The following is a 22,367-nucleotide window of genomic DNA, read 5'->3' as shown; positions in this document are numbered from 1 at the left end:
GTGGGGGGGGGGGGGGGGTGGGGGGGGGGGGGGGGGGGGGGGGGGGGGGGGGGAGGGGGGGGGGGGGGGGGGGGGGGGGGGGGGGGGTGGGGGGGGGGGGGGGGGAGGGGGGGGGGGGGGGGGGGGGGGGGGGGGGGGGGCGGGGGGCCCCCCCCCCCCCCCCCCCCCCCCCCCGCGTCTGGGGTTATGCCGAGGTCTCGTCGATGCTCGCGCCGGCCGGCATGACCGCCACCAGCGAGACCAGCGAGGCATCCAACGGCCCTTGATACATACGCACTTCGTCGACGGCACCGGAGAAGTACTCGCTCGCGGTCGAGCCCTTCAGCGAGCGACCGATCTGGAGGGCCGCCTTCGTGAAGTCCCAGGTGTTGTCCCAGGGAGCCTGGGCCACCATGACGCCGTTGACGTAGAGGAGCACGTCGCCGAAGACCGCGTTGTAGACGAGTGCCATGTGGTCGCCGTCTCCCACCGAGCTGGGCAGATCGCCGTTGTCCAGGACGGGCGTGGTCACCGCGGTGGGCGAGTCGGCAGCCGTCGCGACGAGCTGCCAACGGTTGCTCGCAGCCAGGTACTTCACGGCGAGCGCGCTCCCGTTCGTGCCGGACAGCGACAGGACTGTCTGGTTCGTGGACGGGTTCGGCGCGGCGAGCCGCGCGCGGGCGGTCAGCGTAAAGCTGTCCTGCGCGGTGAGCAGACCCGCCGCCCGGGACGCATAGGCGGTGGTGCCGTTCAGCGCCAGGTGTCCGTCACCCCACAGGGGCTCGGCCGGGGGCACGCAGTCCGGATCCAGATCGGGGTCACAGGAGTCGTCGGGCAGGTAGATCGAGGCTCCACCGCCCAGCGCCAGTCCAGTCCCGCCGGCTGTTTCCGGGGAGACTCCGGATGCCGTTTCGTCGAGCTGCCAGTAGGCGAGCTGGTGGGGCTGGATGCCGCCCAGCTCCTGGCCCTCGGTCTCCGGGATCACCCGGTCGTGGACCTTGACGTCGGCGACGTTGCCCTTGAGGTAGTTGGTATAACCGCCCAAGGAGATCTTGCGGCCGATCTGCAGCGAACCCGAAGCGTTCCACGTCGTGTGGCGTGCCTGAATGTCGTCCGCGACCAGGACGCCGTTGACGTACAGCATCATCTTGCCGGTCGCGCCGACCTCGGCGTCGTACACCCCGATGAGGTGCGTCCAGCTGCCCGCGACGGCTGCCGCTCCGGAGACCTTCCAGGTGCCCAGGGACTCCATGTCGCTCACGGGGATCCGGAAGGTCCACGACGCGCTGTCCACGTCGTATCCGAGCTCGAAGCCCGGCTGGGCCGTTCCGTCCTGGCTGACTACCGTCACGTTCTCGGTGGGCAGGGAAGGCAGCATCACCCAGGCACTCACGGAGAAGGTGCCGCTGGTGTCGACGACGGGCTTGCCCGCGTCGAGGTAGGCGTTCGCGGTGCCGTCGAACGAGGCCGCGGTGTCGGTGGAGCCGAGGGGGCCCTGGGCGCCGAAAGACACACCGGTACCCGCCGCCGCATTGGGGGCGCCACTGCTACCGGTCGCCGACGTCGTGCCCCTGGCGTCGCCCAGGGTCCAGGCCGCTACCGGAGCGCGGCCGTCACTGACCAGGAAGACGTGGGTCGTCGGTGTCTTCTGGTCATTGCCTGCCCCGTCGATGGAGTTGACGTGCAGGTAGTACACGCCCTCGCTCGGCGGCATCCAGCGGATCGTCGCCGGTCCGCCGGTGGACTCGGCGGCCACCGTCACGGGCGTACTCACAGCGTGCGGGCCGGTGAAGTAGTACTTGTACTTCGTCACGTCCGCGGACGGCGAGTCCATGGTGAAGCTGCCGTAGTCACCGGTACCCGCGTGCTCGACCTCGTCGTTCGGGTACTGGGGCGAGGTGACGACCGCCGACTTCGGCCTGCCCGTGTCATAGATGAACTCACAGCGGTTCTGGCTGCCGTCGGTGGACCAAGGACCGTCAGACCTCTGGTCATAGCCCTGGACCGCCCACCCGATGGTGGTGTTCTGCGGGATGCTGAAGTCCGCTTCGCCGTCGCCCTTGAGGTCACTGCCGATGGTGTAGGAGAAGAAGGCCTGACCGGTCTGACCCTTGCCGCTGGTGGTCACCTTTCCGGTCATCGCGTAATGCGTGACCGTGTCGCCGGAGCTGTTCGTCCACCAGACCTTGAAGCGCGCCTGGAGACTCTCGCTGTTGGAGCCGGCGTCGTTGTGGTCGTAGTCCTTGATGACCGCCGTCACATGCGGCGCCTCGGCCACATAGTGGTCAGCGGCATGGCCGTACTCGCAGGAGCCACCCGGTGTCATCTCCAGCTGGTCCGTGTCGGGCTGGAGTGGGGGACGGTTGTACGTCACCTCCAGATGGGCGTTTCCGCAGAAGCGCTTCCAGTACGACGTGTCGGACTCGCTGGCTGCCTTGAGCCGGAACGTGGTGGTGTCCCAGCCGCTGTCGGCCGCCTTCTGAACGGTGCTCTTGACGTCGAACCGCACGTTCTGGTTGGTCGAGGTGCACGTACCCGCCGGATTGGTGGGCGACTTGGCGTCCACCGTGCCCTTCGAGGACGGCTGGTTCGACCAGTTCGTCGACGAGCTGATCGCGCTGGCGCCGCTGCTGTTGACACGGGCCAGCTGCACCTCGCGCGCCGAGGTGCTGTACGTGTGCACCATCGTCACGGCGAACTGGGCGTCGACGATGTTCTTGCCCTCGAAGGTCCCGGTGGGGATCGCGAAGAACTGCCTCTTGACGTCGGCCTGGCTGGAGCACCGGAACGACACGTCGGAGGGGCACTTGCCTACGCCCTCGTCGTCGTTGAACTTCCAGAAAGAGGCTGATGAGAAGTTCGAGGACACCATGGTCCAGCTGCTGCGATTGGCCGTCTTGACCACGGGGTCGATGTAGACCGGATATACCGTGTCCTTGTCGCTGAGCAGCTCCGCGTCGGGCGTGAGCTTCATGGTGCTCGACACCAAGTCCATTGATACGTCCGCCACTTGCGACCCGTCGGGCGGCGTGGCAGCCTCCGGGTCCGCCGCCGACGGAGACGTCTCCGCAGGAGTCCCGGCATCGGCGTCGTGACTGGAGTCCCACATCAGAGGCTGCGGCGCTTCGAACACGGTGCCGCCCGAGCCACTGTCCGTGGCCGTCAGCCCTCCGGCGTCGGTTTCCCTCAGTTCGACGGACGACGTGTCAACGGGCAGTTCGAGCTCGGCCAGTTCGGGGCTGGCAGCAGCCTCGGCGTTCTTGACCACCAGCACGTGCGAGAAGCCCTCCGCCCCCGCAGTGACCCTGAGGTCCACCCCAGGCAGGACGTTCCCGTACGTGGCGGTGGAGCCGTCGATCGCCGGATCTGGCAGCTTCTTCACCCAGTCGAAAGCGAGCGAGCGTCCGTCCTTCTCGATCTCGGCGAAGGTCCGGTCACCGCCCCCGGAGAATGACATCGCGGTCAGCGCGGCCCTGGGGGCGAATGTCCCGTTCGCCTGCTTGACCAGCGTGGTGTCGATCTCCGTCCACTTCCCGTCCTTACGGGTTCTGACGGGCTGGACGTACTCGGACACGGTGAAGGTGCCGTCCGGGTTGGCCACGGTGGTGCTGTGCTCGTCGCGCAGGCTGAGGATCTCCACGGACTCGCCCGACTTCGCGGCCTTGGACTGTGCGGCCTCCTGGGTGAGCGAAGATCCCGAAGGGGCTTCGTCGGTGGTGTCGGCAGCGGCCGGAGCAGTCGTGCTGAAGGAGGGGAAGCCTCCCAGGCCCGCGGCCATCAGAGCCGCGACGGTTGCGGCCACGGTGGCCGTGCGTCGACGGCCGTTCATCCGGAACTTCACGGTGGTGTGCTTCTTTCTCCGCATGCCCCCGGTCACCCGACCGTTCCGAAAGCGACGCCCACGTCGGGAAGTCCTCCCGAGCCCGGCTGGTACGTGGTGGTGCCGGTGTTGGTGGTGCCGTCGATGTCCGTCCACGAGATGGCGTAGAGCACGCCCTTGGGGGTTGCGGACGCCTTGCTGTACGGCACTCCGATGTAGAGGTTGCTTGCCCCGGACGTCAGGGCGATGCCGTTGTAGTCGCGTGCCGTGGCGGTGCCCGGGAGACCTGAACCGCGAGCCAGCAGCTTGTCCGCTGCACCGATGGCGGCCAGGGGTCGGAAGATCTGGACGGCGCCCGCGTCCTTGACCGAGCCCGCGTCTCTGCCGGGGATGCCGACAGCGAGACGAACGGTGTTGGCGGTCGTCACAACGTTGGTGTCGGTGTTCGCGATCGTCACCCGCTGCCCCAGGAAGTCTCCGGCGGCAGGGTCGCCTTCGACGTTCTCCATGGAGGCATCGATCGCCGCCATCTCGGTGTACGCCCCCGAGGGCTGGATCCGGACGACTGCGGCGCCCCCCGCATCAGCGACCGTCTGGACGTCCTCACCCGGCGCGCCCACAGCCAGCAGCACATCGGAGTTGAATGTCTGGTCTGTGGGACGGTAGTTCGTCATGGAGACCGAGGTGCCGAAGCCGTCGCCGGCCTCCGCGACGCCGGTGATGCCCGTGGCGTTCTGGTCGATGCCGACCAGTGCGGTGGGCACGCCGTTCGCGATGGTGTGGCTGAAGACCGTGACGCCGCCCGCGAACTTCGCGTCGTCGATCGCCTCGCCCGGCACGCCGACCGCGAAGTAGCGGTTCGTGCCGGCCAGTGAGTAGCCGAACCGGTCGTAGGCTTCGACCACTCCGGGCACCCCGGTGTCGTCCTGGTTCACCGTGGTCTTGGTCGAGCCCTGGACGTAGTGGACGCATCCTGCGTCCGAGTAGGTCTTGCCACCGCTCGTGACGCTCTCGCCGGGGACTCCGACGGCCAGGAAGGGCGCGCCGGTCGAGGTCTCCCCCGCCTTTACCGCGTAGCCGAACCAGTCGTACGCCTCTGTGGTGGTGTTGGGGTCGAGGCCGGACTGGTTGTAGCTCTCGATCTTGGAGCCCGTACCGATCCCCGTCGGCGTGCCATGGATTACGTAGATCGCACCGGCGTCGATGAGATCGACCCCGTCCTTGGCAACGTCCTCGTACGGGACTCCGACCACCAGGTCGGCGCATCCGTCCCCGTCGGCGTCGTAGGACGTGCGGGAGAAACCGAAATGGTCGCCCGCCTCGGGCGTGGCATTCATGCCACTGGTCGCCTGGGAGATCTCAAAGACGCCCTTTCCGCCCCCCAGGACGATGCGCACAAGTCCGGCGCCCTTGGCCCCGTTCACCGTGGCGTCCGGATCAGCTATGACCGTGTCTACGACGCTGTCACCGTTGAAATCGGTGGACGTGCCTGCAGTGCATGTTGCCGCTGCGGCTTGCGTCGTCGCCAAAGAAGTAATTCCCAATGTCGCCAGGAGGGCGGCAACAGCCACCCCCGCGAATCCGGCCAGGCCGGCACGCATATACCTACACCCCACCCCTGTGAATCCCCCGCGGACCGAACATGAAGGTTCCTCGGCCTGCGCAAAACAACTGCAAAGTTACCTTCACCTGAACCACACATGTCAAGTACATGCCCGTTTTACGCATGTAAGGACCAAGTAAATATGAGCAAAGGCGCGCATATCTGTATTGAACGAACAGGACAGGGCAAGCCCGGCCGCCTCCTCAGGTAAGCGTTTGACACTCTCCTGACCTGCACTTCATAGTTTCTTCACCTCGGGTACGCAGTCAGGTTCGCGGCCTCTGCACAGCAGGTGCGCCGGAAGCTTCTGATTTACGAGCGCGATCATGTGCCCGCCACACACAGAAACGGGGATGCGGACCGTGCGTCGGCTGGTGAACATATTGACCGTCTGCGCTGTTCTGTTGGCCGGATCCATCGCCTTGGGCACAGGGCATAGCGAGGCAGCCGAACGCCATGAGTCCGGTTTCTCCTACGGCGGGCATGAACGGCAGAAAATAGACGCCTACTGGAATTCCGACTCGGTGGACCAGCCGGGCATCGTGATCTTGCACGGCGGATACTGGTACGAGGATTCCGGGTGGGCCGCCTGGTCAAGAAGCTTCGCCAATGCAGGCTATGCCGCGTTTTCGGTCGACTATCGGCTGAATTTCGATGCTGCCTGGCCCGCCCAGCGTGACGATACAATTTCGGCCATTGACTGGATCAAGAACAATGCGGCGAAGTTCGACCTGGATCCAGACCGACTCGTTCTCCTGGGATCATCGGCCGGTGGCCAGATAGCGACCTCCGTCGGCACCTACGGATCCGGGGCAGATCGCGTGCGAGGCGTCGTCGCCCTGTCTCCGGTGGCTTCGCCCTACAGAGCTTGGAACGACGGAAACCACGACGCCAGCACACCCAAGGAGCGCAAGGTCCGCGACAACGCGGCCATCCTGGCGCGCTGTTCTCCAGACCCTGCGGACACCGACACCTCGTCGCACCCGAGTTGTTGGGACACCTGGAAGGACATGGTCGTCAAGAACCGCGCATCCGGCGCGAACGACGCGCCCATGTATCTGATTCACTCCGAAGGCGACTTCGTACCGGCCGGACACTCCCTTGATCTCGAGGCTGCCGAAGAGGTCGACCACAACATGCCCCTCGACGGTGTCACCGTCGAGATCGCACCGGACAGCACCGCGCACGGAGGTGCCCTCCTGGACATCGACGGCATGCCGGGCAAGGTCCTGGCCTGGGCGGCGGACCACACTTCTCCGGCAGGGAGCTGAACGATGAAGATCACTTTCCTGCTCCACAACGCCTATGCCATAGGCGGCACGGTCCGGTCGACGCTCAACCTGGCCGCGGCGCTGGCAGCGCGTCACGAGGTCGAAATCGTCTCGGTCTTCCGCACCGAGGACAAGCCTCTCCTCGGCATCAGCGGCAGGATCCGGCTGACGCCCCTCGTCGACGAACGGGCCGAAGCCGCAACGTTCGACGGCGGGCACGACCTCATGGCACAGCCCTCAACGGTCGTACCCCCCGCCGAGGTCCTCGCCCACCGGTACACAGCGCTGACGGACGAACGGCTTCGGAGCCACCTCGCGGAAACCGATGCCAACGTGGTCATCGCCACGCGCCCCGCCCTCGTCGTCTTCCTCGCCGAACACGGCGACCGCCGCTATCTGCGCATAGGGCAGGAACACCTCTCGTACGACAATCACGTCCCAGAGGTCCGATCCGCACTGAACGAAGTGGCGGGTCGCCTGGACGCATTTGTTACCGTTTCCGCGCAGGACGCAGCAGACCACCGTACTCATCTGCCCAGGTCCAAGACCCGCATCGTCGACATAGCGAACGCTGCGCCCCGACCGAAATCCGAACCCTCCGACGGGCGGGCGCCGTTGGTCATGGCAGCTGGCCGTCTCATGCCGGTCAAGCGCTACGACCTCCTCATCGAGGCCTTCGCCGAAGTGGTCGCCGTCCACCCCGAATGGCAGCTCAGAATCTACGGCCAGGGACCCGAGCGCCCACGCCTTCGGGCCCTCATCGACACACTCGGCCTGAACGATCACGCCTTCCTCATGGGACCTCACCCGCGGCTGGAGACCGAGTGGCCCAAGGCGTCCCTCGCCGCCGTGACCTCGGAATGGGAGTCGTTCGGCATGACGATTCTCGAAGCCATGCATGCCGGCCTACCAGTCGTCGCGACCGACTGCCCACACGGTCCTGGCGAGATCATCACCGATGGTTCCGACGGGCTTCTCGTACCCCCCGGGGACTCTGGCGCGTTCGCCGCGGCCCTGATGAAGTTGATATACGACGAGGACGGGCGACGCCGTATGGGCTCCTCTGCCCGCGCGACCGCTCAGCGCTTCGCGCCCGGCCGCATCGCGGAAGAGTACGAGCGCCTGTTCTCCGAGCTGCGCGAGGCCCGGGTCCCCGCGACCGCCAGGATCGGTCGCCGCCTTCGACGTGCGATACCTCCGTTGATGGCCAAACGCCCACAGGACCAGCCGCAGATCGCTACGCAGACGACCACCGCCAGCGCTCCCCCGATGTCTCAGGAAGGCCCGCCTCCGCTGCGGCCCAAGGCGCGCTGCCGGACGGATGCGGAAGGCACCGTACACATGGCGGTAAGTGCGTCAGGCCTCTTCAAAGAGCGGTTCACCCTCGTGCTGCGCCTGCGACAGAGCGACAGCGAGATACGCGTTCCGCTGGTGAGTCCAGCGACACAGAAGGCTCCCTGGACGGCCGGCCTCCGCCGCGGCGACCTCGCCTTGGCCGAGGGACGTTGGGACCTCTACGTGGAGCGCGGGGAGGACGGTGAGCGGCGCCGCCTCAAGGCCACGCTCGTCGAACAGCGCGGCCTGCTGAACGCCGCCCTCCCGTCGGCTGGTCCGGTCGCCTGGTGGATTCCGTACCCCACCAAGGACGGTTTCCTGGCGCTGCGGACCTTCCATCGCTCCGCGCACGCGGAGGTGGAGGTCATCCGCACAGGCGACGGATTTTTGCGTCTTGAGGGGCTGCTTCACGGAGTCGAGCTCCACGAGGACGCCGTGTTGCTCGGCCTCTCCCGGACGACGGGCGAGCCCGACGTCGAAACCCCCCTGACCACTGCCGCCGACCGCCGCTTCGAGGCCACCCTGACGTCCGTGCCCGCCCCCATCGGCACGGACGAGACGGTGTGGGACCTCTTTATACGTCCGGCCCGGAACGCCGAACTCATACGGATGGGACGGCTCGCCGACGACATCGTGGACCGGAAGCAGACAGACAAGTACCCGAAGGCCCGGCTCGCCTCCCCCTCCCCGGAGTCGGTTGGGGTACGCCCTTTCTTCACCGTCACCAATGACCTCGCCATCGGTGTCGCGCGACCGGCGCCTGCGGCTCAATGACCCTGCCCCGGAATGCTCGTACCCCCAACACGCCGCACGACGCCCCGGACTTGGGAATTTGACGTCTGTTCACCCCCGGCCGCATAGTCCCTTCACCTTTTGATCACGGCTCACCACGGAGAAGGAACATCCACGGCATGAAGAGATCCACGCTGTCGCGCACCGGCATAGCAATGGTTGCCTCCGCTTTCTCGCTCGCGCTGGCCACCGGTTGTTCCGACAGCGGATCCGGCTCCGGAGACAGCGGCAAGACTGCCGGCTCCGACAAGCCGACGACCGCCGCGAAGGCGCTCACCGAAGCCGAGTTGAAGAAGCGGATCATCGCCACCGGCGATGTGGACGGCTACAAGATCGGGGCGGCGGACGAGGCCGAGCCGTTCGCGTCCTCCAAGGACGACGTGAAGGTCGTGGACCAGAAATGCGCGCCGGTCGCGTACGTCGTCACCGGCTTCGCACCCGGGGACTCGTCCGCCTACGTCAACCGCCTGGCCACGGAACAGGTCGCCTCGCCCAGCGCGTCCTCCACGAAGAGTCTGGAGGATATGACGGACGAGGAGTTCGAGGACGCGATGAACTCGATCCACGACTCCCTCGGCACCACGGCGACGTTCGTCTCGCTCTCCTCGTACGAGGGTGAGCGCGCGCAGAAGACCATGACGTCGGTCGCGGAGGCGATCAAGGGCTGCTCGAGCGGGTTCAAGGCCACGGCGCACGGCGACACCCAGAAGTTCTCCAAGGTCGAGGCCGAGAAGGCCTCGGGCACCGGCGACGAGTCACTGGCGTTCGCCGTGACCGGAGTCGCGGACGGCGGCAAGTACCTGGTACACGGCGAGGTCGTGCGCCACGGCGACAGCATCGCCACGTACTACACGATGAGCCTGGCGGCCTTCGCCGACGACGCCAAGGCCTCCGACTACGACGTCCCGGCCGACCTGGTCAAGGCCCAGGCGGCCAAGCTCGCCTGAGCCACCCGGCCCAGAACCCGCGCCCCTTACGGCCGACCCATCTACAGCTTGTCGATCCCCAGGTTCGCGATCGCCGTCCTCGCGACCTCGCGGCCCCGGTCGGTGAAGTCGCCCTTGCCCGGGTAGCTGACCGTGAGCTTGTACATGTCGCCGGTGGCGGAGGACTTGTAGTAGAAGATCTTCAGCTCGCGGGGACGCGGGTCCTGGCTGTCGGTGGTCGTGTAGATCACCGTGTTCTCCGCCGACTTCTTGCCGTGGTACGTGGTCGACCGCGGGGACGTCTTCGGGCTCTCCGGCATGCTCAGGTCGTACTCGCCGTTGGTCTTGAACTCCCCGTCGTCGGCGTACATCTGGGCCGCCGAGGACCCCTTGATCTCGTTGCTGCTGTCCTCGGACTTCTTCGCCAGTTTCAGGCCGATCCAGATGCTGCCGCTCCAGTCGCCGTACGTCACCCAGTTCTGGTCCGAGTCGTCCTTTTCCGGCCGGCCCGGCCGGTAGTCCGCCGGTACGGCCAGGGTCACGCCGAGCGCCTTCTCCTCCCGCTGCTTCCAGTTGTCCGGCAGCGGGCCCGCGAACGGGTTCGCGATCACCAGATACGCGGCCACCGCCACCGCGACGACCGCCGCGCCCACGCCGGACCACGCCTTGCGGCCGAGTCTGATGCCCTTGCCGCCCGGGACGGTGATCTGGACGATCTGGGTCTCCTGCGGGGCCTTCGCGGCCTCCTCCAGGAGCCGGCGCACCTGCGCGGCTGCGGGGCGGCGGGCCGGGTCCTTGTTCAGCAGTCCGTTGATCGCCTCCGCGAGCGGGCCCTTCGCTGCGGCGGGCGCCGCGGGCGTGGCGTTGAGGACGGACTGAAGGGTCGCGGGGGTGTTGCTGCGACGGAACGGGGAGACGCCCTCGGCGGCCGCATACAGCACCACGCCCAGCGACCAGAGGTCGCAGGACGGGCCGGGACGCTGGCCCAACACCCGTTCCGGGGCGATGTATTCGGGTGAGCCGACGAAGCCGCCCGTGTCCGTCAGGTTCGTCTCGCCCTCGATCTGGGCGATGCCGAAGTCGGTGAGGACCACCCGGTCGTGGCGGCCGAGCAGGACGTTGTCGGGCTTGACGTCGCGGTGCAGGATGCCCGCCGCGTGGGCGGCCTCCAGGGCGCCGAGCACCTCCAGGCCGACGCGGGCCGCCTCGCGCACGCCGAGGGTGCCCTCCTGGAGCGCGTCGCCCAACGAGCGGCCCCGCACCAGCTCCATGACGATCCACGGCTGTCCGTCCACGATCGCGACGTCGTGGACGTTGACGACGGCCGGGTGGTCGAGCCAGGCCGCGGCCCGCGCCTCGCGCCGCATCCGCTCGAAGGCGTTGGCGCGTTCGCGCTCGGAAAGATGGTCCGGAACGCGGGGCTCCTTGACGGCGACCTCGCGGTCCACCGTCTCGTCCTTGGCCCGCCACACCGTGCCCATGCCGCCGTGTCCGAGCTTGGAGAGCAGACGGTAGCGGCCGCCGATCAGGCGCCCGGCGCCCGGGTCGTGCGACGGCTGGTCGTGCCCCTCCGGTCGCACCTGTTCCGATCGCGCCTGTTCCGATCGCGACTGTTCCGGCCCCCGCTGAAGCGGGGGCTGCTGATGCGGGGGCTGCTGAGCCTCGTGCTGCGGCACGAACTGGGTCGGGGCCGCGTACGGGTTGCCGGGATAGGGCACCCCGGGCTGCTGCGCGGGGCCGCCGGACTGCTGCCCGGGGCCGCCGGACTGCTGCGCGGGCACGCCCGGCCGCGGCGGTTGCAGACCGAAACTCGTTGGCTCGTCGGATCCGTAAGGGGCTCCCCCGTTGCTGCTCATGGCCTCATGCATATCGCGGCGGGCGGCGCGGGATCCACCCCGGTCGCTTTCCGGTCACAGACCCGTGACCCGGAGCGTCCCTTATCTCCCGTTTACTACGGTACGAACGTGTCCACCGCGACGTCGAAGTACTCCTTCGCCTCGGTGACCTTGCCGACCGGCGCCGACACCCACACGTCGTACATCCGCCCGTCCTGCTCCCAGCACAGGTCGTACGTGTGCCGGGCGCCCTCCGCCTTGGTGAAGCCGCCCCAGCTGAACTCCCAGAGCGCGGCCGGGTATCCGTTGTGCGTGGTCCCGGTGACGCGGCCGTCGTGGTAACCCGGGTTCGTGGACGGCCCCTTGGCGTCCGCCCTGCGCATCACCGCCGTCGGTCCGTCCGGTTCGGGATCGGTGGCCTTGATGCCGAGCCGGAAGACCTCGCCCTCCGAGAGATAGAAGGTCCGCTCGCCCTGCGCCTCGCGCGTGAAGCCCTCCGGCACCGCGAGCGAGAATCCGGCGGGGTCCTGCGCGAGGCGGTACCCCGAGGGCGCCTTGCGGGAGGCGGGCGCCACGACACCCGAACTCGTCACCGTCACCGTGGGGGTGGGGGCCGTGGAGGCGGAAGTCGTGGGTGTGGGGGAGGTCTTCGTCGTACGGGGCGAGGCGGGTGCGCTGTGCGGCGCCGAACTCGTGGGCGTACCACCGCCGTCACCGCCCTTGTGCATCAGGAGCGCCGCGGCGGACACCCCCGCCCCGGCCATGGCGGCGACCAGTGCGGCGGCAACCAGCACCCCTCGCGCGGAGTGCGCGGACTGTTTCGAGGGCGGCCGGTCGGCCGGGGCCGCCGGAGCGGAGTCTGTCGTGGGAGCCGTGGGGGCGGGGGGCGCCGGGGCCGGCTTGCGCCGTGCCACGTCGCGCTGCGTCGGCGTGTACGCGGACGACGCCCGTGGCGTGCGGCCCGTGTCCAGGAACGCCCGCAGCAACCGTTCCGCCTCCGTCGCCCCCAGCCGCAGGTCCGGATCGCGCTCCAGCAGCCCGCGTACGACCGGCAGGAGCGGCGCGGCCTGGTCGGGCGGCCGGATCTCGTCGACGACGACCGCGTGCAGGATGCCGCCCAACGAGTCGCGGCGGAACGGCGATGCGCCGCTCAGGGCCGTGCACAGCAGCGCGCCGAGCGACCACAGGTCGGACTCCGGGCCCGTCCTGGCCCCGGACATCCGCTCGGGCGCGGTGTACTCGGGCGAACCGACGAAGGCACCGCTCTCGGTGAGCGTCGTCGCGCCCGCGACCTGGGCGATCCCGAAGTCGGTGAGGACGACGCGGTCGGTGCCGGCCTCCATCAGGACGTTCGCGGGTTTGAGGTCCCGGTGCAGGACGCCCGCGTCGTGCGCGCTGCGCAGCGCCCCGAGGAGGTCGATGCCGATGCGGGCCGCCTCGACAGCGTCGACGGGGCCGTTCCTGGAGATCCGGTCGGCGAGCGAGCCGCCGACGATCAACTCCATGACGATGTACGGGCGTTCGTCGTCCACGACCACGTCGTGCACGACGATGATGTGCGCGTGCCGGAGCTGGGCGACCGCGCGGGCCTCGCGCAGCGTGCGGTCCCGCTGCATCCTGGCCTCGTCGGCCGAGAGCGAGTCGTCGAGCGCCAGCTCCTTGACCGCCACCTGACGGCCGAGCAGTTGGTCGGTGGCACGCCAGACGACGCCCATTCCGCCCCGGCCGATCCTGGCCTCCAGCCGGTAACGGCCCGCTATGACGCGGGCGTTCTCCCCCTCGGTCCCCATGCGCCCCATCATGCCGCACCGGACGAGCACCTCCCCGGGGCTGCGGTACGAGGTGGCCGACATGTGACGCGGGTGCGGTGCCGGGTGGTGTTCAGGGGGTGCCGGGCGAGGTCGGATCCTGCCGCTGCCGCGCTACTCCCCCTCCGGCCGCCACCCCCGCAGCACCGCGTCGAACTGCTCGCGCGCGGTGTCCCAGTCGGCCGCCGGCGACGACATGTAGATCGCGTACTCGACGCCGTCGCGGCCCAGATACGTCTGCTCGATGGCCCGGCGCGGTCCGGGGAACGACGCGTCCTTGCCCTGCGCGGTCCACGTGAAGTCCCACAGGGAGCCGGGGCAGTCGCGGTAGATGTTGGACTGGAGGCTCACCCGTTTGTAGTCCTGCAACTTCTTCAACTGCTGCTCCAGGTCCAGCTGGTGCATGTTGGCGGTGTCGAAGTCCGGCGAGTCGTCCACGGCTATGCGCACGAAGTGCTTGCCGCCGTCGGGCGTGTAGTCGATCTGAGTGCCGCTGATCTGCCGCTTCCAGCCCTTGGGCAGGGCGAGGCTGAAGCCCTCGACGTCCTGGACCCGCACCCAGCCACTGGGGACGGCGCCGGTCTGCTGCTGCCCGGAGCCGGAGTTCGAGGATCCGGACTCCTGACGCGCCCCGTCCGCGTAGTGCAGGGCCAGAGCACCGCCGCCGCCGGCGAGCGCGGCCAGCACCGCCACAACTGCGAGGGTGCGGCCGAGCCGCCGCTTCCTCGGCACACCGGGAGCTCCGCCCGGAGCTCCGGTGGAGTCGCTGTACGCGGGGAAGGGCCCCGGCAGCGTCCCGCCGGAAGGGCCAGGGCCCGGCGCCTGGTGTCCCGGCACATGGGTCGTCGCCCCAAGCGCGCCATGGGCCGCGGACCCGGCAGGGTGGCCGGCCCCTGTGTGGCCGGTCCCCGTGTGGCCGGCCCCGCCGTACCCTGCCCCGGCTCCCGTGTGGCCCGGAGCCACACGTCCCGTATCCACATGTTGAGTGGGCACATACGCCTGGGCCGCGCGCGGCCGGCGCCCTTCCGCGGCCTCGGCGAGCATCTGCTCGGTCTCCTCGGGGCCGGGCCGGGCGGCGGGATCCTTGCGCAGCAGCGCCCTGATCACGGGTTCCAGTGCACCGGCGTTGCGCGGCACGGTGGGTTCCTCGTCGACCACCGCCTGCATCGTGGTCAGCGGCGAGGTGCGCCGGAACGGCGACCGCCCCTCCACCGCCGTGTACAGCGTGGCCCCGAGCGCCCAGAGGTCGGAGGAGGGGCCGGGGTCATGGCCCCGCACCCGCTCGGGCGCGAGGAAGTCGACCGAGCCGACGATCTCGCCGGTGCGCGTGATCGTCGTATCGCCCTCGACCTGCGCGATCCCGAAGTCCGTGAGCAGGACCCGGCGGTCGGTGGCCAGCAGGACGTTGCCCGGCTTCACATCGCGGTGCAGCACTCCGGCGGCGTGTGCGGCCCGCAGCGCGCGCAGCACCCACAGTCCGATGCGCGCCACCTCGGCCGGCTCGATCTGCCCCTTCTCCTTGACCTCGTCGGCCAGCGAGTTGCCCTCGACGAGTTCCATCACGATCCACGGGCGGTTGTCGTGTTCGAGAACGTCGTGCACGGTGACGACAGCCGAGTGGTTGATCCGGGCGGCGGCCCGCGCCTCGGCGTGGGTCCGGGCGAGCAGGACCGCGCGGTCGCTCTCCGTGACGTACAGCGCTGCGGTCAACTCCTTGACGGCGACGGCCCGGTGCAGCACCTCATCGTGCGCACGCCACACTCGCCCCATGCCCCCGCTGCCGATGGAGTCGACAAGGCGGTAGCGGCCCGCGAGGAGCAGGCCCTGCATCTGATTCACGTTTCCCCGCAATGGTCTTGACGAGGTCAGACTAAGGACCCGGCCCTTCCTCAGGGAACCGGCGCGGTCGTACGGAGACCGCACTGTGACGGTTATCCCTTCCATGCACGGACGGGAACCGCTGGGACAACTCCACGTCACGGCGCGGCCAAAGGTGCGAACACGAGTACGGAACGGCGCGGCGGAACGCTCAGCCGGTGACCTGATAGGTCGCCGACGCCTGCTCGTACAGCCGTGTCACCTCGTCGCGTTCGGCCTCCGGGCCGCGCAGTTGCACCACGTGGTAGCGCCCGCCGGCGACGACCACGAGGTTGCGCACGAACAGCTCGCGCCCCTCGCCGTCGGTCCACGTGAACTGCCCCTCGACCATAGTGCGTCCGCCCACGTCGATCGTCCGCATCCCGCTGGACGTGGCCCAGGTCGAGTCGCGGAACGGCTGCAGCTCCGGCTCCTTCTCCCGCTGATACGTCATCGGATCACTGCCGTACGCGCTCGTGCTGTCCCGCCCGGGTACGACGATGAGGTCGAAGTCCCCGTGGGAGTACACCACCTGACCGCGCCCGTTCTTGGGGGCGCGGTCCCAGCCGCGCGCGACGGCGACCCGGAAGCCCGCCGAGTCCTTGCGCAGCGTGAAGCCCTGGGCGACATCCGGGTCGCCGGCCGGCTTCGACTGCGTCGAACGGGAGGAGCCGGAAGGGCTCTTGGCCCCGCCCGGGGACGTCTGGTCGGGACGCGGCTCACTGCTCGCCCTGCCGTCCGCGCTGGTGTCGGGGGCGGGGCTGACCTCCCCGGCGGCCCCGGTCCGCTCCCCGCCCGTGCTGTCGCCCGGCTCGGACTTCGGCATGAAGTACATCGCGTAGGCGATCGCGGCGGCCAGCAGAAGCAGCACCAGCAGGACGAGATTCCGCCCGAGCTGCCGGGGCTTGGGCGGCCGGCCCTGTTTGGCGCGCTTGTGACGGGCGTGCGGGCTGGTCGCGGGCAGCCCGGCGCGACGCCTGCGGACGAGCTCGCCCCGCCGCCGTACGATCGGCAGCCGCCTGGGGTCGACGGGCGGCGCCGCTATGACGTGCGCACCCGCCTCCGGCTCCGGAGCGGACCGGACGAGCGAGCGCAGCCAGCCGCGCAGCTCCTCGAAGTCGAGCCGCTCGGTGGGGTCCTGACGCAGCAACGACTCCACGACCGGCCGCAGCGGGCCGCACTCCTCGGCGAACGCGGGCGGTTCCGCGCACACCAGCTGCACCAGCTCGGCGGTGTTCTCCTCCGGATAGGGCGCGTGGCCCTGTACGGCGCGGAAGAGCAGCGCCCCGAGCGCCCACAGGTCGGTCACGGGACCGATCGGCGCGGCGAGCTGCCAGTTCTCGTGCACCGGGCCCGCCTGCTCGGGCGCCCAGCGCTCGGTCACCGGGCCGACCACGGCCATCCTCGCCTGCCGCGCCCGCTCGGCGGCGAGCGCGGTGGCGGGCCCACGGCGGGGCGCGGCCCCGGCGGTCGGGTGGTCCCAGCGGGTGCCGGTGCCGGTGGCCTGCGGGGATGCCGGCGCACCGTCGGTGCGCGGCTGCGCCTGGTGAGGAGCGTGCCGGCCCTGAGGCGGCACACCCGTGGCGGTGGAGGGCGGGAACGCGGTACGCCCCTGCTCCTGGCCGCCTCCGTCGGTGCGCGGCTGGGCCTGGTGAGGAGCCTGCCGGCCCTGAGGCGGCACACCCGTCGCGGTGGTGGGCGGGAACGCGGTACGCCCCTGCTCCTGGCCGCCTCCGTGCAACGCGCTGCGGCCGTTCTGGGCGTCGCCGCCGGCACCGCCGCGGGGTACGGCTCCATGCCAGGGGTCGGCGCGTCCGTAGGGATCGGCTATCCGGCCGGGGGCCGGGCCGTTGGAGGTGTGCTCGACGCCGCGGGCGGGGTTCCGCTGCGCCTCGGCGCCGTAACCGGGGGCCGTCGTGGCCTCGTCGCCGCCGGCACCGGGGGTGGGCCGTGGCGCGGGCAGCGCCGCCTGGGCACCCCGCTGCGCCTCGTGCACGCGCGCCGCGGCACGGGCGCCCGCCCGGTACGCGGCGATCGCCCCGGCCCGCGCCGCCCTGGCGTCGTCCCCGGCATCGGGCTCCGCGCCACCACCTCTGCTGCTGCCGCCGCCGAGGGCGGGCACGCCACCGCGCGGGCCGTCCGTGGCGCGGGCCTCGATACCGGCCGCACGCGCCTCGATACCCTTCTCCCGCGCCTCGATCGCCGCCCGTCGCGCGGCCTCGGGGTCCACGGCGTGCGCGCCACCGCTCCCGGCGCCGGGAGCGGTGGATCCGACCGTCGCCCGGCCGGGTCCCGGACCGCCGGGCCCTTCGGGGCCGTGCCCGCCGGGCGGCTCCAAGTCCCGCGGCGGCACCGGGTCGTAACCGCACAGCGCCTCCTCCGCGGCGCCGACAGCGAGGCCGGTGAGCATCACTCGGCCGTCGTCGCAGATGAGCACCGTGCGCGCGGTGACATTCCGGTGCACCCAGCCGTGCGCATGCAGGACGCGCAAGGCCATCAGGACGTCCGAGGCGACCTCGGCCGCTCGGTACGGCGTCAGCGGCTTGTCGGCGAGCAGCGCCGCCAGCGGCCGCGCGGCCACCAACTCGCTGACCACCCACAGTGAACCGCCCTCGGCGAACACGTCGAAGACCTGGTCGAGTCGGGGGTGGTCGGGTATCGAGGCGGCGGCCTGCGCGGCCTCGATCGCGCGCTGCACGGCCGGCTCGGTGGGCCGGCTCGCGGTCCGCGTGGAGGCGCCGGAGCGGCCCCGGCCCCCCAGGGCGCCCTCGCGCGCCACGAAACCCTCGGGCAGTCCGTCCGCGTCGAGCACCTCGGCCTCGACGACCTCCGGCAACGGCACCTGCCTGACCAGGACTTCCTGCCCGCTGTACGTGTCGAAGGCCCGGGTCTCGGCGAGTTCGTACTCGTCGGACGGCGGCAGCGGCAGGCGGTAGCGGTCGGCGAGTACCCGTCCCGCGTAGTCGTCCACGACGCCTCCCCCGGCCGCCCGGTGGTCAATTCCGTTCGGGTTGCGTCCCGTTGTGGCTTCGTACGGTCCGCAACCACTCACGATACGTGCCGGAGGCAACCCGCAAAGAGGGGATGCAAGATCTCACGCCCCCGAACTCCTTCTCGCGCAGCCACCGCTGAACAGTCGCCGACGGTCTGTCCACCCGCACCCCGTCGGCCCTCGACACCCCGGGGTCCGACGTCACTACGCCGACATCACGACGCCGACGTCAAGACTCCGGCGTCACGCCCCCGGCCTCACGACTTCGGCTCGAACGTACTGGTCAGGGTCTGCCAGGTGCTCTTGCGCAGGTCGCTGCCCCACTTGGCGTCCTTCGCGGTGTACATCAGTCCGTATCCGAGGTCCGAGTCGACGACGAACCCACGGTCGATCGACCGGTACTTCGTCCCGCCGTCCACATAGGTGAACTCCCAGTCGGCCGTGTTCCAGCCGCGGTAGTCCACCTTCTCTATTCGCACCCGCTTGTACTGCTGGCGCGTCATGTAGTGCTCCTGGTTCTTCCAGTCCGCCACCGGGTCGTTCTTGGGCGTGGACGTCCAGCCGACCAGGAGCTTCTGCCCGTCGGGACCCGTGAAGCGCACCCCGGCGTCGCTCGTGGACTGGTACTTCCACCCCTTCGGCAGCCCGATCGAGAACCCTTGATCGCCCTTGTACGTCTTTACGGCGGAGTCCTCGCCCGACGCCGAACCGTCGTCGCCCGACCCGCTCGACCCGCTCGACGCGTCGTCATTCGCGTCGTCATTCGCGCCGGCGCTCGGCGTGCTGCCGGCGGCCGTTCCCGTGCCCGAGCCGTCCGAGCCCGACGCGGAACCGTCCTTCTCACCGCTGTCCGTGTGCGAGCCGGAATCCTTGCCCTTGTCGGCGCTGCCCGCGGTCGCCCCGCTGGCGGCGGCCTTGGAGTCGCCGTTCTTGGTGTCCTTGGACGAGCCGTCGTCGCCGCCGAGGGTGAGGGCGAGCACGGCACCGAGGACCGCGAGGACGACGACCACCGCCACGATCACCAGCGTCCGCCGCGGCACCACGTCGGTGAGCGGCGCCCGGGGCACGGGACGCGGCCGCGCCGGGGGAACCTCGGGCCAGCCCGAAGTCCGTTGCCCAGGGCCTTGGTTCGAAACCGAGGTGGCACCGTCCCGAGCCCCGACCTTTCCGGCGCCAGTGCCGGCGCCAGGGCCAGTGCCGGTGCCGCTCACGGCAGCCGCGGCACCCGCCGCGCCGGCCGTCTTCCCCGAACCGGACCCGCCAGACCCACCAGGCCCACTGGACCGGCCGGAGCCACCCGCACCGGACGCGGTGGACGCACCTGACACACCTGACGCGGTGGACGCACCCGCACCCACCCCAGACGCCCCGGACTTACCCGAAGCCGGAGCACCCACGCCGGCCGACGCCGACGCCGACTTGGCAGAACCCCCGGACCCCGCAGCGCCCGACACACCGTCGGCCCCGGAGCCACCCGAGGCGCCCGAGGCGCCCGAGGGACCCGAGGGACCCGAAGCACCCGAAGAGTCGGCGGAGCCGGGAGCGCGCGTACCGCCGGACTTGGTGCGCGCGGTAGCCGCCGCCGCGGCCGTCGCCGCACCCGCCGCCGTGGCCGCCTTCCGCACGGAGCGCAGCGCCCCGCGCAGTCGCACCGCCGCCTCTTCGCCCCGCTTGCCTCCGGAGCCCGTGGAACTGTCCCTGCCCGGTCCCTCGTCCGGCACCGGAGGCATCGCCACGACCTTCGTCGCGTCCGGAGCCTGCGGCCCCGTCTCCGGGGATGTGGGCGCGTGAATCACCTCGTTGAGCATCGCGCGCGCACCGGTGTCGTCGAGCCGCTGGTCGGGATCCTTGGCGAGCAGGCCGTAGATCACCTTCTCCAGCGGTCCCGCGTTCTTCGGCTGCTCCACCGGTTCGGTCATCACCGCGGTGAGCGTCGCGATCGCGGAGCCCTTGTCGTACGGCGGCACGCCCTCCACCGCCGCGTACAACAACCCGCCCAGCGACCAGAGGTCGGCCGCGGGCCCGGGCTTGTGACCGCGCGCCCTTTCCGGCGATATGTACGAGGGCGCGCCGACGAGCATGCCGGTCGAGGTGATCGACGGGTCGCCCTCCACCTGCGCGATACCGAAGTCGGTCAGCACGACCCGGCCGTCCTCGGAGATCAGCACGTTCGACGGCTTCACGTCCCGGTGCAGGATGCCCTCGCGGTGCGCCGCCCGCAGCACGTCGAGGATCGCGAGGCCCACCTCGGCGGCCCTCGTCGGCGTGAGCAGCCCGTCCTCCCGGATGGCCTCGGCGAGCGACTTGCCCTCGACGAGCTCCATCACGATCCAGGGCCGGTCGTCCTCGTCGACCACGTCGAAGACGGTCACCGCGCCGTTGTTCCGGATCCGGGCGATCGCCTTGGCCTCGCGCAACGTCCGTGTGATCAGCCGCCGTTTCTCGTCCTCGTCGATGCTCGACGGGAACCGCAGCTCCTTGACGGCCACTGTGCGGCCCAGGGTCTCGTCCTCGGCGCGCCACACCGTGCCCATGCCGCCGCGGCCGAGTACAACTCCCAGCCGGTACCGCCCGGCGAGGAGACGTCCGCTCTTGTCCTGACGGGATGCTCCCGTCTGCTCCGCCTCCGACATGCGTCCCCTCATGCAACCCGCCCTGACAGAGCCTCCATTGTCCCCCACGCATGGACCACCCGACGCCCAGGGTGCCCCCGGGGCCCGCACGGCACCCGCCTCGCGGGCCGCCCGCACCGGGGGACCGCCCGACGCACCTCCCCGACCGTCCCACATGATGGGACCCGACAAGGAAGGACCGCGATGCCGCAGCACCGGACACGTCGGACACTCGTGGCCATTCCGTTGGCCGTCGCCCTGTTCGCCCTCGCGCCGGCCGGCTCATCCGCCCATACGGCCACGCCAACGGACGCGGCTCTCGCGCTGCTCGTCACCCGGGGAAAGGCCCCGGCCGCGGCTCTCCTGGCCCGCGAGGAGTCGGGTACCCGCTTCGCCCATGCCGAAGCCGGCGCCACCGCCTCCGTCCCTTCCCGCCCGCCGTCCCCTTCCGCCCCGGACGACGGGAGCACCGTCGCAACCCGCCCCGGCACCACCCCGGGCCCCGCCACCGCCATCCGCCGCGAGGACCACTTCCGTGCCGGCAGCATCACGAAGACGTTCCTCGCGACGGTTGTCCTCCAACTGGCCGCCGAGCACCGGCTGTCCCTGTCGGACTCCGTGGACGATCACCTTCCGGGTGTGGTGCGCGGAGCGGGCAACGACGGCCGCGCGCTGACCCTGCGTGCCCTGCTCACCCACACCAGCGGCCTCTACGACTTCACCCGGGACACCGAGGGGGCCTTCCCCGTCACCCCGCTTCAGGCCGTACGCATCGCTCTCACCCACCCCCCGGCCGACCGCGGCCGCTTCGCCTACTCGAACACCAACTACGTTTTGCTCGGCATGGTCGTCGAGCAGGTCACCGGCGACTCGTACGCCACCGAGGTCCGGCGCCGGATCATCACTCCGCTCCGTCTGACGGGCACCTCCTTCCCGGGCTCCCGCATGTCGCTCCCCTCTCCGCACGGCCGTGCCTACGCCACCGACGGCTCCGATGTGACCGAGCTCGACCCGCGCGTGGCCGGCGCGGCGGGCGAGCTGGTCAGCACCCTCGCCGACCTGGACCGCTTCTACGCGGCCCTGCTGGGCGGTGAGCTGCTCCCGCCGGACCAGCGGCGCGAGATGCTCAACACCCGTGCCGCACAGGGCCAGTACGGCATGGGTCTCTACCCCGTGAAGCTGCCGTGCGGCACCACGGTGTGGGGGCACAACGGCCGCATATCCGGCAGCTACGTGCGCACCGCGGCCACCGTCGACGGTCGTCGTGTCCTCACCTTCCGGGTGAACACGGGCGGGATCGCAGACCCGGACCTCGAACCGGCCCTGCTCGCCGCCGAGTTCTGCCCCCGCACCCCGTAGAACGGCCGGGTCCCGAGCAAAGATCCCAGCTCACGACACCCGTTCGAGTGATATCCGGGCACCGGACCGAAGCCGAAACCACCGGTGGGGGGGGAGTAGTTCAAGGATCTCTGCTCTCCTTCTCTCTCCCCCCCTCCCCCCCCCCGCCCCCCCTCCACAAGGTTCGTTCGTCTCCCCC

At 70.3% G+C, this 22,367-nt stretch carries 11 protein-coding genes; 4 read left to right on the top strand and 7 right to left on the bottom strand.

The window, feature by feature from the left end:
- Positions 1 to 184: 184 nt before the first annotated feature.
- Both ACFWM2_RS22955 and ACFWM2_RS22950 read right to left on the bottom strand, forming a co-directional pair.
- Positions 185 to 3,844: a LamG-like jellyroll fold domain-containing protein gene (locus tag ACFWM2_RS22955; protein ID WP_383282816.1), complete on the bottom strand. Its 3,660-nt coding sequence runs from the start codon at positions 3,842 to 3,844 to the stop codon at positions 185 to 187.
- An 8-nt stretch (positions 3,845 to 3,852) separates the two neighbouring features.
- The gene (locus ACFWM2_RS22950) at positions 3,853 to 5,136 is read right to left on the bottom strand and encodes an integrin alpha (RefSeq protein ID WP_383282813.1); all 1,284 of its coding nucleotides are present in this window, start codon (positions 5,134 to 5,136) and stop codon (positions 3,853 to 3,855) included.
- A gap of 628 nt (positions 5,137 to 5,764) precedes the next feature.
- Here ACFWM2_RS22950 and ACFWM2_RS22945 point away from each other — a divergent pair.
- From ACFWM2_RS22945 to ACFWM2_RS22935, 3 genes are all read left to right on the top strand, one after another.
- Entirely contained in the window at positions 5,765 to 6,673 is a 909-nt protein-coding gene (locus ACFWM2_RS22945) for an alpha/beta hydrolase (RefSeq protein ID WP_383282810.1), read from the top strand.
- Positions 6,674 to 6,676: 3 nt separating this feature from the next.
- Positions 6,677 to 8,782: a glycosyltransferase family 4 protein gene (locus tag ACFWM2_RS22940; RefSeq protein WP_383282807.1), complete on the top strand. Its 2,106-nt coding sequence runs from the start codon at positions 6,677 to 6,679 to the stop codon at positions 8,780 to 8,782.
- Positions 8,783 to 8,919: 137 nt separating this feature from the next.
- Positions 8,920 to 9,747, top strand: a complete 828-nt coding sequence (locus tag ACFWM2_RS22935) for a hypothetical protein (protein ID WP_383282804.1) — start codon at positions 8,920 to 8,922, stop codon at positions 9,745 to 9,747.
- A 41-nt stretch (positions 9,748 to 9,788) separates the two neighbouring features.
- Here the strand turns inward: ACFWM2_RS22935 and ACFWM2_RS22930 are convergent, their stop codons facing one another.
- The 5 genes from ACFWM2_RS22930 to ACFWM2_RS22910 all read right to left on the bottom strand — a co-directional run bounded on the left by ACFWM2_RS22930 (position 9,789) and on the right by ACFWM2_RS22910 (position 20,851).
- Positions 9,789 to 11,582: a serine/threonine-protein kinase gene (locus ACFWM2_RS22930; protein ID WP_383282801.1), complete on the bottom strand. Its 1,794-nt coding sequence runs from the start codon at positions 11,580 to 11,582 to the stop codon at positions 9,789 to 9,791.
- Positions 11,583 to 11,677: 95 nt separating this feature from the next.
- Positions 11,678 to 13,351, bottom strand: a complete 1,674-nt coding sequence (locus ACFWM2_RS22925) for a serine/threonine-protein kinase (RefSeq protein WP_383282798.1) — start codon at positions 13,349 to 13,351, stop codon at positions 11,678 to 11,680.
- Positions 13,352 to 13,483: 132 nt separating this feature from the next.
- Positions 13,484 to 15,199, bottom strand: coding sequence for a protein kinase (locus ACFWM2_RS22920; protein WP_383282924.1), 1,716 nt, complete (start codon positions 15,197 to 15,199; stop codon positions 13,484 to 13,486).
- 199 nt (positions 15,200 to 15,398) lie between these two features.
- Positions 15,399 to 18,197 carry a protein kinase gene (locus ACFWM2_RS22915; RefSeq protein WP_383282795.1) on the bottom strand — a complete coding sequence of 933 codons (2,799 nt, stop codon included), beginning with the start codon at positions 18,195 to 18,197 and terminating at the stop codon, positions 15,399 to 15,401.
- Positions 18,198 to 18,475: 278 nt separating this feature from the next.
- The gene (locus ACFWM2_RS22910; RefSeq protein WP_383282792.1) at positions 18,476 to 20,851 is read right to left on the bottom strand and encodes a serine/threonine-protein kinase; all 2,376 of its coding nucleotides are present in this window, start codon (positions 20,849 to 20,851) and stop codon (positions 18,476 to 18,478) included.
- 183 nt (positions 20,852 to 21,034) lie between these two features.
- On the opposite strand from ACFWM2_RS22910, the gene ACFWM2_RS22905 reads away from it, so the two are divergent.
- The gene (locus tag ACFWM2_RS22905) at positions 21,035 to 22,189 is read left to right on the top strand and encodes a serine hydrolase domain-containing protein (RefSeq protein ID WP_383282789.1); all 1,155 of its coding nucleotides are present in this window, start codon (positions 21,035 to 21,037) and stop codon (positions 22,187 to 22,189) included.
- The last annotated feature ends 178 nt before the right edge of the window (positions 22,190 to 22,367 follow it).

The sequence above is a fragment of the Streptomyces sp. NPDC058371 genome (genome assembly GCF_042723265.1).
Lineage (GTDB): Bacteria > Actinomycetota > Actinomycetes > Streptomycetales > Streptomycetaceae > Streptomyces.
Note: the sequence above shows the minus strand (reverse complement) of the source record. Positions and strands in the feature narration are given on the sequence as shown.

Coding starts and splice junctions, on each gene's coding strand:
- ACFWM2_RS22910 (WP_383282792.1), bottom strand. CDS start 20,851: ATGTCGGAGGCGGAGCAGACGGGAGCATCCCGTCAGGACAAGAGCGGA.
- ACFWM2_RS22925 (WP_383282798.1), bottom strand. CDS start 13,351: ATGGGGACCGAGGGGGAGAACGCCCGCGTCATAGCGGGCCGTTACCGG.
- ACFWM2_RS22930 (WP_383282801.1), bottom strand. CDS start 11,582: ATGAGCAGCAACGGGGGAGCCCCTTACGGATCCGACGAGCCAACGAGT.
- ACFWM2_RS22920 (WP_383282924.1), bottom strand. CDS start 15,199: ATGCAGGGCCTGCTCCTCGCGGGCCGCTACCGCCTTGTCGACTCCATC.
- ACFWM2_RS22935 (WP_383282804.1), top strand. CDS start 8,920: ATGAAGAGATCCACGCTGTCGCGCACCGGCATAGCAATGGTTGCCTCC.
- ACFWM2_RS22955 (WP_383282816.1), bottom strand. CDS start 3,844: ATGCGGAGAAAGAAGCACACCACCGTGAAGTTCCGGATGAACGGCCGT.
- ACFWM2_RS22950 (WP_383282813.1), bottom strand. CDS start 5,136: ATGAATGCCACGCCCGAGGCGGGCGACCATTTCGGTTTCTCCCGCACG.
- ACFWM2_RS22940 (WP_383282807.1), top strand. CDS start 6,677: ATGAAGATCACTTTCCTGCTCCACAACGCCTATGCCATAGGCGGCACG.
- ACFWM2_RS22905 (WP_383282789.1), top strand. CDS start 21,035: ATGCCGCAGCACCGGACACGTCGGACACTCGTGGCCATTCCGTTGGCC.